This is a genomic window from Streptomyces sp. NPDC041205, assembly GCF_055591765.1.
In genome coordinates this window covers 101,943-113,788 of sequence record NZ_JBVIZH010000008.1, presented here as the reverse complement: position 1 = coordinate 113,788, position 11,846 = coordinate 101,943, and the positions used below count along the sequence as shown (strand labels likewise).

The following is an 11,846-nucleotide window of genomic DNA, read 5'->3' as shown; positions in this document are numbered from 1 at the left end:
CCGGGCTCAGTGCCAGTCGCCGACCACCCGTGTGTTGTCGACGCCCGACAGGAAGTAGAAGTAGTACTCCCCGCCGCTCAGGTGGTAGGTGGGGGTCGCCTTGCCGCCGCAGGCGATTCTGACGACGTTTCCGACGGGCCGGTCGCGGCCCCAGGTGACGTGGTAGAGCTGCCCGGCCACGATGTCGCTGTTGCAGTAGGCGGACAGCGTGACCTGCTGCTTGTCGCCCTGTGGGCGGTGTGTCTTCGGTGAGTAGCCGTACGTGTTGAACCGGACCTCGAAGTCGACGGAAGCGGCGGCGTGGTGCGGCGCGGTCGCGGGTGCGGCTGGCTGCTGCCGGGCCTCACCCGCGTGGGCCGGGGCGCCGGTGAGGCCCACGGCGAGGAGTGCTGTGGCGGCGGCGAGGAGAGTGCGCATGGGGAGGTCTCCGTTTTCTCTCTGGCGGAGTGTGGGAGCGCGGAAAGCGGGGGCGGGGCCGTGTCAGGCGCCGTCGGCGACGATGTGCGTGTTGTCGACGCCGGAGATGAAGTGGAAGTAGTAGAAGCCGCCCCGCAGTTGGTAGTTGAGGGTCTTGGGGGCCCGGTTGCAGGGGACGGAGAAGGCGCGGCCGACCGCGGGGTCGACCCCGGTCGTCGAGTGGTAGAGCTGCCCGACCAGGGCGTCGCTGTCGCAGTCCGCCTTGAGGGTGTAGCGGTGGGCTCCGAACTGGATGCTCAGGGTCGGTGAGGAGGCCTGTCCGTTGAACCACATGTCGAAGAGGACGCTCTTGGCGTGCCGGTGCGGGGCCCGGTCCGGGACCAAGGGCGCGGACGTCGATGCCGACGGGGTGGTGGGGGCGGAGGCGGCGGTCGGGGTGGCGAGGGCGGAGGCGGCTGCCGGGGTGGCGGGTCCGGTCGCCAACGCGGCCAGTGCGGCGACGGCTGCGGCGTATCGGTGCATGTGTGTCATGCCTTCCTGATGGGGTCGACGGGGGCTCGCGGGACCTGTGCAGCTGCCCCGCTCGAATCTCGTACGCGAGTTCGCCCAGGCGATCCTGCGGCTCTCGGAACGGTCGGCGGGGCAGGCGGAACGGTCGTGTGAGGAAGGCAGGCGCAGGTTCACTCGAACGGCTCTTCGTCGGCCCCCGTGCCGGCGAAGGCGTCTGCGCCTGCCTTCGGTTCGCCCCGTCCGGCCATGCCGCCGACGGGGCGTGACCAGAGTCTGCGGCGGGCCGCCCGACGCTCACAACCGCATCCCGTCCGCTTCCCGGAAGTCGGGATCCCAAGGGCTCTGACCTGCTGGGACACAGATGTCCCGGGACGGCCGGACTCCTGAGCGCGTGCCCAGGGCCGACCCTCCGGACAGGCCCTGCGCGCGTGCCCGGGGCCGTCCCCCTGACAGGTCCTAGGCGAGTGCCCAGGCGACATCCCGCAGCAGGGCCTGCCGCCACCCCGCACGGTCGTGGTCCGACGCCGACCGTGAGACCCGCACGGTCGCACCGGACTGTTCGGTCAGGGTCTCGACCACCTCGCAGTGGGGCAGCATCCGGGCCTCGTGTTCTCCCACGTCGAAGGCGACCCGGAGACCGGACAGGTCGGGGTGCTCCCGTAGTCGCGCGGCGATGGCACCCCCGACCGGTCCGCCCAGCGGGTCCGTCCGGTCCATCGCCTCGGGCGTCCACCAGAACGACGACGACTGGACGGCGATCCGGGACACCAGGTCAGGGAACTCCAGCGCCGCGTACATCGCGCTCAGCCCGCCGAGGCTCTGCCCGGCGACCACGAGCCGGTCCGGGTCGGCCGGTACGTCGGCCTCCGCGACCAGCGGAAGGAGTTCGTGCCGGACCGCCTCCCACAGCTCGGGGCGGCACACGAACTCGGCCTCCCTGTCCTTGGCGGGGAGGAAGACGAGGGTGGCCGGAGGCAGGTCGCCGTCGGCGGCGGCCGCGTCGAACGCGCTCATGGCCGGGTGCAGGTACAGCCAGTCGTCCCCGTCGAGCAGCAGCACCACGGGGCCGCCGCCGCCCACCGGGTGGACCCGCACGGTGCGTCGCCCGCCGAGCCGTTCGCTCGCCCAGCGGATCCGGGTGCGCGGGACGGGCAGGACGTCATCGGCGCCGATGACGGGCCAGTGCGGCTGGGCCGGGGCGTCCGGGGTCGCGGCGATGGACCGGTCGCCGCCCGCGCCGACCGGGTTCAAGGGGTCGGCGTACGCGACGTCGCCCGCGAGGAACCGGTAGGTCACCCGCAGCCGCGCGGGCATCCGCACCTGGGCGTACCAGCAGTCCGTGGTGCCCCAGCGGCGCAGGGGCACGGGCTTCGACCAGCTCTCGAAGTCGACGGTCGCCGCGGATCCGCGCCACAGGAACAGGGTGTCCCAGCCGCCGTCGGCGGCGGGTATCGACGCGGGTGTCCCCGCCGCCGCCCAGAACGCGTCGGTGCCGGGTACGCCGGACAGCCCGAACTCGGCGAAGGCCGGGGCCACTTCGGCACGCATGAAGGTCTCCTTGCGTAAGGGGAGAGGGAGAAGGGAGAGCTGAACCTGCCCTGATTAGGTGAGCCTAACTTCAGGGTGGCCGTCCCTTCCAGCCCCGATCCCGCTGCCGGAAGGGCCCGCGATGGCGGCCGTTGGGAATCAAGGGTGCCGGGCGCCCGGCACCTGGGAGCGGGCAGGCGCGCGGGCGTCCGGACGCCCGCGCGAGAGGCTGGCCGGAATTCGCCTTGCGGCGATCGCGGGACCCCGTTTCACCAACCCGTAAGGTTAGGCTAACCTTCGGGCGTGCATGTTGGTGAAGAGACCGCCGAGGCCACGCGCCCCCAGGGTCATGAACTGCTCGCCACGGGCGTCACCGTGGCGTACGAGGGCGTCGATGTCGTACACGACGCCTCCATGACGCTGCGCCCGGGCGAAGTGACCGTCCTGGTGGGGCCGAACGGCAGCGGGAAGTCGACGCTGCTGCGCACGCTCGCCCGGCTGCAGCGACCCCGGACCGCCCGAATCGTCATCGACGGAGACACCGACGGCCTCGCCCTCGGCCTCCGTGAGTTCTCGCGCCACGTCGCCCTGCTCACGCAGGGGCGCCCCACGCCCAGCGGGCTCACCGTCCGGGACGTCGTGGAATTCGGCCGCTACCCGTACCGGGGCCGCTGGGGCAAGGCCGACCCGGGCGGCCGGGCCGCGGTGGACCGCGCGCTCGCCCTGACCGGTGTCGCGGACCTCGCCGAACGCGGCGCCGAGCACCTCTCCGGAGGGCAGCTCCAGCGCGTCTGGCTGGCCGGCTGCCTCGCCCAGGAGACCGGCGTCCTCCTGCTCGACGAGCCGACCAACCACCTCGACCTCCGCTACCAGGTCGAACTCCTCGACCTCATGCGGGACCTGGCGGACGACCACGGCATCGCCGTCGGCGCCGTCCTGCACGACCTCGACCAGGCCGCCGCCGTCGCCGACCGCGTCGTCCTGCTCGACGCGGGGCGGGTCATCGCCGACGGCGACCCCGAAGACGTACTGACGCCGCAGCGGCTGACCGACACCTACGGCATCCGCATCGACGTCGAGACCGATCCGCTCACCGGTCGCCTGCGCACCCGCGCCATCGGCCGCCACCACTCGCGAAGCGAAAGGCTCAGCACCACCTCATGAAGCGCCTCCTGATCACCGCGGCGGCCGCCACCGCCGCGGCCCTCACCCTGTCCGCCTGCGGCACCACCGAGTCCGCCGACGACGAAGCGAAGAAGGGCGCCGAGACCCTCACGCTCACCGACGCCACCGGCGCGAAGGTGAAGCTGAACGGCCCCGCCAAGAAGGTCGTCGGCACCGAGTGGAACGCTGTCGAGAGCCTGATATCCCTCGGTGTCGACCCGGCCGGCGTGTCCGACGTCAAGGGCTACAAGGCCTGGGGCAGCGCCGTCCCGCTGAAGAACGACCCCAAGGACATCGGCACCCGTGGCGAGCCGAGCATGGACACCATCGCGTCCCTGAAGCCCGACCTCATCCTCGCCACCACCGACCTGCCCGCCGCCGCCGTGAAGCAGATGCGCGAGGTCGCCCCGGTCCTGACGGTCAAGGCCAGCGACGCCGCCGACCCGATCGGCCAGATGACGAAGAACCTCGACCTCATCGCCGAGGCCACCGGCACCACCGAGCAGGCCGAGAAGCTCAAGAAGGACTTCGAGGCGAAGCTCGCCGCGGGCAAGAAGAAGATCGCCGCCTCCGGTCACGGCGGCGCGAAGTACGCCTTCGCCGACGGCTACGTCACCGGCAACCAGACCTCGATCCGGCCGTACACCAGCGGCTCGCTCATCGGCGCCGTCAACGAGAAGCTCGGCCTGAAGAACGACTGGAAGGTCAAGGGCGACAAGGTCTACGGCCTCGGCACCACCGACGTCGAGGGCCTCACCAAGCTCGACGAGGACGTGGAGTTCGCCTACATCGGCAACGACGACGACAAGGGCAGCAACCCGTTCGCCGGTGTCCTGAAGAAGGACAAGGTCTGGACGTCGCTGCCGTTCGTGAAGAAGGGCAACGTGCACCGGCTGCCCGACGGCATCTGGATGTTCGGCGGTCCTGAGTCGATGAACCAGTACGTCGACTCCGTCGTCGACGCCCTGAAGAAGTAACGCCATGGCCGTCACCGCGACCACCCCCGCCACCCGTCCGTCGACAGTCGCGTCACGTACGGGCGCGGCCGCGGTGACGGCCGCACTGGTCCTCCTCGTCGCCGCCCTCGCGGTCGTGGACATCACTCAGGGCACGGCCTCGGTCGGCGCCCCCGAGGTCTGGAAGGCGCTCACCGGCCGGGCCGAGGCGGGCGACTCGTCCGTCGTCATCGCCTCCCGGCTGCCCCGCATGACCGCGGGCCTGCTCGTCGGCGCCGTCCTCGGCATGGCGGGCGCCGCCCTCCAGGCGGTCAGCCGCAACGTCCTCGCCTCGCCCGACACCCTCGCCGTGAACGCGGGCTCCTACCTCGCCCTCGGCATCGCCGCCGCCACCGGCGTCTCGCTGCCGCTGCTCGCCTCCTCCGGCGTCGCTTTCGTCGGCGGCCTCGCCGCGGCCGCCGTCGTCCTCGGTCTCTCCGGCCTCGGCGCCGGAACGGTCCGGCTCGTCCTGGCCGGCAGCGCCCTCACCTTCGGCCTCACCGCCGTCACCTCGGGCCTGCTCCTGCTGTTCCCCCAGGAGACGGAAGGCCTCTTCAAGTGGAACCAGGGGAGCATCGCGCAGAACGGCTTCGACGGCGTGCTCCAGATGGCACCCATCGCCGCCGTCGGCCTCGTCGGCCTCGTGCTGCTCGCCCGCCGGGTCGACGCCCTCGCCCTCGGCGACGACGCGGCGCGCGGTGTCGGCGTCCCCGTGCGCTCCACCCGCGTCACCGCCGTCGTGCTCGCCGCGCTCCTCTCCACGGCCGCCGTCACCCTCGCCGGACCCATCGGCTTCGTCGGCCTGTGCGCCCCCGCCCTCGTCCGCCCTCTCGCCCGCAGGTTCCGCGCCTTCACCAAGTCGCGTGCGCGGCTTCCGTTCGCGGGCCTCACCGGCGCGGCCCTGGTACTCGGCTCCGACGTGCTCCTGCGGGCCGTCGTGCCGTCGGACACCGCGGTCGCCGTACCGACCGGCGTCGTCACCAGCCTGGTCGGCGCGGTCTTCCTGATCGTCATGGCCGCGCGGACCCGGGACACCGCCGGAGCCATGCCGACCGAGCGGCTGCGCATCCGGAGCCGGACCACCTTCGTCGTCACCACTGCCGTCCTCGTGCTCGCGCTCGTCGGCGTGACGATCGCCGCCGTGCTCATCGGCGACAGCAAGCTGCTCCTGGGCGACGTGGCGAACTGGGCGCAGGGCCGCTCGGGCCAGGCCATCACCTTCGTCCTCGACACCCGCGTGCCCCGTGTCACCGCCGCCCTCCTCGCGGGCGCGGCGCTCGCCCTCGCCGGGACCCTCATCCAGGCCGTGACCCGCAACCCCCTCGCCGAACCGAGCGTCCTCGGCGTCACGAACGGCGCCGCGGTCGGCGCCGTCCTGCTCGTGACGACGGTCCCCGCGGCCGGGTCGTGGAGCATCACCGCCGGCGCCTTCGCGGGCGCCGCGCTCAGCTCGGTCCTCGTCTTCGGCCTCGCGGCGCGCGGCGGGTTCCAGCAGAACCGTCTCGTCCTCGTCGGCTTCGGTGTCGCCACCGGATCGGCGGCCGTCATCAGCCTGCTCATCATCCTCACCGACCCGTTCAACGCCACGAAGGCACTCACCTGGCTTTCGGGCTCGACCTACGGGCGGAGCTTCACCGACGTCGTACCACTCGCGATCGTCCTCGCGGTGGGCCTGGCCGTCGCGGTCATGCGCCGCACCGAACTCGACCTCGTCTCCCTCGACGAGGACACCCCGCGGCTGCTCGGCCTCAACCTGAGCCGCGGCCGCCTCGGCCTCCTCGTCCTCAGCGTCCTGCTGAGCGCCACCGCCGTGGCCGCCGCGGGCACGATCGGCTTCGTCGGCCTCGTCGCCCCGCACGCCGCCCGGGCCCTCGTGGGCCGCCAGCACGTCCGGGTGGTTCCGGTCGCCGTGCTCCTCGGCGCCGTCCTCGTCTGCACGGCCGACCTGGTGGGCCGCACGGTGATCGCACCGGCGCAGCTCGGGGCCGGGCTGATGACCGCGGTGATCGGTACGCCGTACTTCCTCTATCTGCTGGTACGGAGTCGGCGGTAGGGCGGGTACGCAGGGCCGAGGCCCGGCAGAGCACGGCTGAGCCGGGGCGCCCTTTCGGGCGCCCCGGCTCACTCCGTCATCGGGCGAGGGTTCAGGCGAGGTCCGCCACCGGTGGTGTGCCGGGGCGCGGCACCCCCGCGCGGGGGTGGGGCGCGTACTGGGCGGCCTGGGTGCGGAACATCGCGGCGTAGCGGCCGTCCGCCGCCATCAGGTCGGTGTGGCTGCCGGATTCCACCAGGCGGCCCTGGCTGAGGACGTGGATGGTGTCGGCGTGCCGGACGCCGGACATGCGGTGGGTGACGAGGACGACGGCGCGGCGGGGGCCGGCCAGTCGGCGGATGTGGTCGAAGGCTTCGATCTCGGCTTCGGGGTCCAGGGCTGAGGTCGGTTCGTCGACGATCAGGAGGCCGTCGGCAGGGGAGGTCTCGGTGCGCCAATGGGCGCGGGCGAGGCCGACCTTCTGCCATTCGCCGCCGCTGATCTCGGAGGCGCCGCGGAACATCCGGGCAAGCAGGGTCCGGGTCCCGTGGGGGAGCTTGGCGACGACCGGTGTCGCCCCCGCGTAGTCGAGTGTGCTGCCCAACTGCTCGGCGGAGGGCGCCTGATGGGGGCGGCCGAGGCGGACGTTCATCGCGGCGGTGACCGGCCAGCGCTCGAAGTCCTGGGTGAGGAGGGTGACGCGTTCGAAGACGTCGAAGCGGTCCAGGTCGCTCAGGGGCAGCTCGCCCCAGCGCACGGAGCCGGTCTGCGGCAGCAGCAGGCCCGCGAGGACCTTCATCAGGGTGGACTTGCCGGACCCGTTCTCGCCGACGACGGCAACGACCGAGCCCATCGGGACGTGCAGCGACACCCCGTCAAGGGCGGGTTCGTCCCGGTCGGGATAGCGGTAGGTGACGTTGTCCAGGGCGACCCCGGCGACGGCGTCCGGCACGGCCCGGCCGCCCCGGGGGATGGCGTGCCGCGCGGCCTCCTCCAGGAACCGTTCGTGGTCGCGGACGTACAGGCTCTCCTCGTGCAGTTGGTTCACGTTCATCACGAGCGAGCCGAGGCTCGCGGAGCCCGAGCGCACCGCGATCACGGCCGTGCCCGCCACCGCCAGTTCCATGTGCCCGGCGACGATGAGCCAGAGCATCACCCCGTACGTACTGGCCATGGCGAGGCCCGAAAGGGCGGCCGCCACCAGCTCGGTGAGCGCCTTGCCGTCGGCGAGGCGCCGCTGTTCGGTCTCCGCGCTCTCGGCCATGCCCCGGTAGCGGTCGAGGAGGAACGGGCCGACGCGGTGGAGGCGTACCTCCTGCGCCGCCGTGCGTTCCGTCAGGAGGTTGCCCAGCAGCCTGCTGGCGCGCAGGTGTTCCACCCACGTCATCACCGACGCGTACCGCTCCTGCGCCACCCGCATCGCACCCCACCCGCGCGGGGCCGCGATCAGCAACAGCAGCGGAAGCAGCGCGGGGTGCAGCACGGCCAGCACACCGGCCGTGGCGATGAGGCTGATGGTGCCGTTCAGCGCGGCCACGCAGGCGCTGATCATGCGCCGGGCCGAGGAAGCCCCCTGCTGGGCCACATCGATCAGCCGCCGGAACTCCGGATCCTCGATCGCCTCCAACTCCACCTCCGTGGCCGCCGCCAGATACTCCGTCGTCGCCACCCGCTCCACCAGCGGCTCAAGCCGCCCGGCCCGGGACGTCGACCAGCCCGCGAACCCGGCCCTGGCCACCGCCACCCCGGCCACCACGGCGAGCGCGGGCAGCGCGGAACGCAGCCGGTCCACCGGATCGCCCGCCCCGAGCAGCGCGTGCATGACGGCGTTCACCGCGAGCAGGCTCGCCGCGGCGGCGACGCCCTGCCCGATCTCGCTGGTCCCCACGCCCAGCAGTGACGACCGGTCGGCCCGCCACGCCCGCCGCAGCGTGCCGCGCACCAGGCGGGGCATCGCCCGGATCGCGGTGACCATCGTCAGGTCGAGCCGCGCCCGCTCGTGCTCGGACCAGCCCATGTCGTACCGCAGGGGTCCGCCGAACAGCTCCTCCTCCGCCCGGGACACCACCGGATCGGCCATGCGTACGCGTCCGAAGAACCGCTTCACGCCGCGCCACCCCGCTCCGTCGCCGGTGCGGTGGCCGCTTCGTCCGGCGGGGTGACCGCCTCGTCCGGCGCCGTGATCTCCTCGTAAAGAGTCGTGCCCGAGGCGAAGTTGGCGAGGACGGTACGGGTGTAGGGGTGGCAGTCGGACGGCGCGTTGCCGGGCTGCACCCACACCAGGCCCGTGTGTTTGTCCGGCTCCGCGTTCCGCGGCTCGCCCTGCCATCGGCGCGCGGTGAACGCCACGCCCATCGAGCGCTCTCCGGCCCCGTTCAGGTAGTGCACGAGCTGGCAGAACTCCGCATCCGCCGGGGCGACTTGTGCCCCGGTCTCCTCGACGAGTTCCCGCAACGCGGCCTGCTTGGCGAACTCGCCCTCCTCCAGGTGTCCGCCGACCACCGTGAGCAGCCCCGGCGAGTGAGTGGACGACATCCGGTGGCGGACGGTGAGCACGCGTCCGTCGCTGCGCTGCAACAGCAGCATGACGTGGGTGACGTGCCGGTACCGCCCGCTCGCACGGCCGCCGTCGTCGGCTGGGGTCTTCGTGTCGGTCATGCCCACCACCTCGGTGACGGTCGTGCTGCGCGGACGGCGCGGCGGGCAGCGTCAACCCGCTGCACGGGGCGTGTGTCACGGGGCCGGGGATTGTCGAACAAGCACGGGTCGGTGGCAGGGGCAGGAAGGGTATTCACGAGGTCTCCTCGGGAGCGGGGTCAGGGAAGTGTCCGGAGAACGTGCCTGATCAGCCGTGCGTCACGCCGACGGGCGGACGAACCGTCGCCGAAACGTTCGAGGGGGCGGCGCCGGGCCTGCGCCGTCTCGGAGGGCGGGGAATCGAACCACTCGTGCGTGGCTGTTCACTCGTCGGGGGTATTGCCCCACCCGGGAGCGCGGCGCTCCAGCGGGGTGCACGGTGCGGTGTCGACGAGGCGCGCGGCCGTGCCCCCGCATGTGCGCTTTCGGCCATGGCTTGCGTGCGGTGGCCCCGTAGAGATGCGCCACCTCACCCACCGCCGTCGCCGACCTCACGCAGCGGATCCCCGAGTCCGCCACCGGCCCGGCGGGCGACCTGCGCGACCAGAACCTCGCGAGCCACGCGGGGAAGAACCCGGAACGGCTCGTCCTCACCGGCCAGGACGTCCGCTCCGCCGGTGACATCCCGGTGCGGGTGATCCAGCACGGCAAGCGGTACCTCGCGAAGGTGCCCACGTACGGGCCGGGACTCGAGGAGGACTGGGCCGAGGGCCAGCAGGAGTGGCAGGCGGTGTCCCGCAACAGCGAAGGGATCGGAGCCCGCGACAGCGGGCACGCCCGCTACGCCGACGAGCCCGAGGTCGCCGTCAGGGCCATCGAGCGCGTCGTCGCGCAGGCCGCCGAGCAGGACGGGGAACGGGCCACCGCACAGCCCAGCGAACAGTCGATCGCACAGGCCGGCCAGCACACCACCCGACGGGCCAGTGAACAGGCCACCAACCGGGTCGGCGCACAGGTCACCCGCTGACCGGTCCCGACCCGCCGCGCGGAAAATCCTTACCGCCGCCGCCGGAAACAGCGGACACTCCTCCCATGGCTGACATGGGGCAGTTCCGGGAAGCGGTCACCGCGTGGGCGGCCGGTGGCCCCGGCGACCCCGCGCGCGAGCTGGCCGAGGACCTCGCCGTCCGTTCGGTCGTGCTGCTCGAAGGGCCGAGCGACGCCGAAGCGGTCAACGCGCTGGCCGCCCGCCGGGGCCGGAACCTGGCGGCCGAGGGGGTCTGCGTCCTGTCGATGGGCGGGGCGATGAGCGTCGGGCGCTTCGCCCGGCTCCTCGGGCCACCCGGCCTGGGCCTGCGCCTGACCGGACTGTGCGACGAGGCGGAGCGGCCCTATTACGACCGCGGCCTGGAGCGGGCCGGAGCGGCCGAGGAGGAGGTCTTCGTCTGCGCGGCGGACCTGGAGGACGAGCTGATCCGCGCGCTGGGCGTGCCACGGGTCGAGGAACTGGTCCGCGAGGAGGGCGACCTGCGCGCCCTGCAGACCCTCCAGCGCCAGCCCGCCCAGCAGGGCCGCACCGCACACCAGCAGGTGCGGCGCTTCTTCGGCTCGAAGGGGGGACGCAAGGTCCGCTACGGCCGCGTCCTCGTCGAGGCGCTCGATCCCGACCGCGTACCCGCCCCGCTCGACGGCCTCCTCGCCGGTCTCTGACCGCTGTACGCCAGCCGTCCGGCACGCGGTCGTCAGGCGCCGCGATCCGGCGTGAACACGCGCGTGACCAGCTCCCGGCGGCTGCGCACCCCGGTCTTGGCGAAGATCGACTTGGGGCCGTCGAGCCGCGGAAGCCGAGTTCGCCGAGCCAGTGGTGGGCCGGGCCGGTCGCCGACTCCACGCGCCGGTTCTCGTCGAACAGGAGCAGCCCGGGCCAGAACCTCGCCGTACCGCTGCCGCTCCTGCCGCGCACCACCGCGCCCCGGAAGCCGCCGCCGAGCACCGCGGCGAGGTCGTGGGCGAAGTCCTGCTCGTCCTCGGTGAAGTCGGCCGGGGCCTCGCGGAAGAACGCGAAGTTGCCCCAACAGGTGCCGTCCACGACGCAGGACGTGCGGAGTTCGCCGGTGACGTTGTTCGGACGCAGGAGCTCGCGGTAGCGCAGGCTCCGCTCCGGCCGGCCGCCGGTGGCCGTGCTGAGGACACCGCTGTGGCGACCGGCGCGGGCGAGCGCGACGAAGGAGTTGAAGTCGTCGGGCAGATACGCGAGGGCCGCGACCTCGGCGTCCGGGGCCTGCGGCATGTTCTCGAGGTGGAAACCCGTCTCGATGAGCGTCGCCGGATCCATGGTGTGCCAGCAGTCCGCGTCGTGCTCGACCTGACCCCGGTGTACGCGCCCTGAGCGCCTGCGTCTTGGGGGCTTGGAGGACTTGGCGTCGACTCCCGGTAGCCGCATGGCTTGAAATCGCCCCTAAGCGGAACCGGTCTCTGAGTCAGTGAAGAGGCTCAAGTGTCGTGTGGTGTACAAGTGAAGAGTGTGAAGTGGAAGCGTGGGACAGCGTTCGAAGATGATCGAGGATGGCTGATACGCGCTGCATCCCGGCCAGTTCGTTCCGCATCCCTCTCATGGGAAGCCG

12 protein-coding genes are annotated in these 11,846 nt (G+C 72.5%); 6 read left to right on the top strand and 6 right to left on the bottom strand.

Going from position 1 to position 11,846, the window contains the following annotated elements; genetic code table 11:
- Positions 1-6: 6 nt before the first annotated feature.
- The 3 genes from ACZ6BG_RS30290 to ACZ6BG_RS30280 form a co-directional block, all read right to left on the bottom strand.
- Positions 7-417, bottom strand: coding sequence for a hypothetical protein (locus tag ACZ6BG_RS30290; protein ID WP_469007415.1), 411 nt, complete (start codon positions 415-417; stop codon positions 7-9).
- 63 nt (positions 418-480) lie between these two features.
- On the bottom strand, positions 481-948 hold the full coding sequence (locus ACZ6BG_RS30285; protein WP_469007414.1) for a hypothetical protein: 468 nt from the start codon (positions 946-948) through the stop codon (positions 481-483).
- A 435-nt stretch (positions 949-1,383) separates the two neighbouring features.
- A complete protein-coding gene (locus tag ACZ6BG_RS30280) occupies positions 1,384-2,475 on the bottom strand; it encodes an alpha/beta hydrolase-fold protein (protein WP_469007413.1) in 1,092 nt (363 codons plus the stop codon).
- Between the two features lie 282 nt (positions 2,476-2,757).
- Between ACZ6BG_RS30280 and ACZ6BG_RS30275 the strand changes: the two genes are divergently transcribed.
- From ACZ6BG_RS30275 to ACZ6BG_RS30265, 3 genes are read left to right on the top strand one after another with little or no spacing between them, the layout of a single operon-like run.
- Positions 2,758-3,618 (top strand): ABC transporter ATP-binding protein, encoded by an 861-nt coding sequence (locus ACZ6BG_RS30275; protein WP_469007412.1) that lies wholly within the window; start codon positions 2,758-2,760, stop codon positions 3,616-3,618.
- Positions 3,615-4,595 carry an ABC transporter substrate-binding protein gene (locus ACZ6BG_RS30270; RefSeq protein WP_469007411.1) on the top strand — a complete coding sequence of 327 codons (981 nt, stop codon included), beginning with the start codon at positions 3,615-3,617 and terminating at the stop codon, positions 4,593-4,595. The genes ACZ6BG_RS30275 and ACZ6BG_RS30270 overlap by 4 nt, the downstream gene beginning before the upstream one ends.
- A 4-nt stretch (positions 4,596-4,599) precedes the next feature.
- On the top strand, positions 4,600-6,666 hold the full coding sequence (locus ACZ6BG_RS30265; RefSeq protein ID WP_469007410.1) for an iron ABC transporter permease: 2,067 nt from the start codon (positions 4,600-4,602) through the stop codon (positions 6,664-6,666).
- 91 nt (positions 6,667-6,757) lie between these two features.
- Here the strand turns inward: ACZ6BG_RS30265 and ACZ6BG_RS30260 are convergent, their stop codons facing one another.
- The 3 genes from ACZ6BG_RS30260 to ACZ6BG_RS30250 all read right to left on the bottom strand — a co-directional run bounded on the left by ACZ6BG_RS30260 (position 6,758) and on the right by ACZ6BG_RS30250 (position 9,928).
- Positions 6,758-8,725, bottom strand: coding sequence for an ATP-binding cassette domain-containing protein (locus tag ACZ6BG_RS30260; RefSeq protein WP_469007680.1), 1,968 nt, complete (start codon positions 8,723-8,725; stop codon positions 6,758-6,760).
- Positions 8,726-8,748: 23 nt separating this feature from the next.
- The gene (locus tag ACZ6BG_RS30255) at positions 8,749-9,303 is read right to left on the bottom strand and encodes an NUDIX domain-containing protein (protein WP_469007409.1); all 555 of its coding nucleotides are present in this window, start codon (positions 9,301-9,303) and stop codon (positions 8,749-8,751) included.
- A gap of 448 nt (positions 9,304-9,751) precedes the next feature.
- A complete protein-coding gene (locus tag ACZ6BG_RS30250; RefSeq protein WP_469007408.1) occupies positions 9,752-9,928 on the bottom strand; it encodes a hypothetical protein in 177 nt (58 codons plus the stop codon).
- Here ACZ6BG_RS30250 and ACZ6BG_RS30245 point away from each other — a divergent pair.
- The 3 genes from ACZ6BG_RS30245 (at position 9,917) to ACZ6BG_RS30235 (ending at position 11,611) form a co-directional block, all read left to right on the top strand.
- Positions 9,917-10,249, top strand: a complete 333-nt coding sequence (locus ACZ6BG_RS30245; RefSeq protein ID WP_469007407.1) for a hypothetical protein — start codon at positions 9,917-9,919, stop codon at positions 10,247-10,249. The genes ACZ6BG_RS30250 and ACZ6BG_RS30245 overlap by 12 nt on opposite strands.
- Positions 10,250-10,314: 65 nt before the next feature.
- The gene (locus tag ACZ6BG_RS30240; protein ID WP_469007406.1) at positions 10,315-10,932 is read left to right on the top strand and encodes a TOPRIM nucleotidyl transferase/hydrolase domain-containing protein; all 618 of its coding nucleotides are present in this window, start codon (positions 10,315-10,317) and stop codon (positions 10,930-10,932) included.
- A 295-nt stretch (positions 10,933-11,227) separates the two neighbouring features.
- Positions 11,228-11,611 carry a hypothetical protein gene (locus ACZ6BG_RS30235; RefSeq protein ID WP_469007405.1) on the top strand — a complete coding sequence of 128 codons (384 nt, stop codon included), beginning with the start codon at positions 11,228-11,230 and terminating at the stop codon, positions 11,609-11,611.
- Positions 11,612-11,846 lie beyond the last annotated feature (235 nt).

Excerpts from the sequence above, each read along its gene's own strand:
- ACZ6BG_RS30255 (WP_469007409.1), bottom strand. The coding sequence starts at position 9,303 with ATGACCGACACGAAGACCCCAGCCGACGACGGCGGCCGTGCGAGCGGG.
- ACZ6BG_RS30285 (WP_469007414.1), bottom strand. The coding sequence starts at position 948 with ATGACACACATGCACCGATACGCCGCAGCCGTCGCCGCACTGGCCGCG.
- ACZ6BG_RS30290 (WP_469007415.1), bottom strand. The coding sequence starts at position 417 with ATGCGCACTCTCCTCGCCGCCGCCACAGCACTCCTCGCCGTGGGCCTC.
- ACZ6BG_RS30280 (WP_469007413.1), bottom strand. The coding sequence starts at position 2,475 with ATGCGTGCCGAAGTGGCCCCGGCCTTCGCCGAGTTCGGGCTGTCCGGC.
- ACZ6BG_RS30240 (WP_469007406.1), top strand. The coding sequence starts at position 10,315 with ATGGCTGACATGGGGCAGTTCCGGGAAGCGGTCACCGCGTGGGCGGCC.
- ACZ6BG_RS30265 (WP_469007410.1), top strand. The coding sequence starts at position 4,600 with ATGGCCGTCACCGCGACCACCCCCGCCACCCGTCCGTCGACAGTCGCG.
- ACZ6BG_RS30270 (WP_469007411.1), top strand. The coding sequence starts at position 3,615 with ATGAAGCGCCTCCTGATCACCGCGGCGGCCGCCACCGCCGCGGCCCTC.
- ACZ6BG_RS30260 (WP_469007680.1), bottom strand. The coding sequence starts at position 8,725 with ATGGCCGATCCGGTGGTGTCCCGGGCGGAGGAGGAGCTGTTCGGCGGA.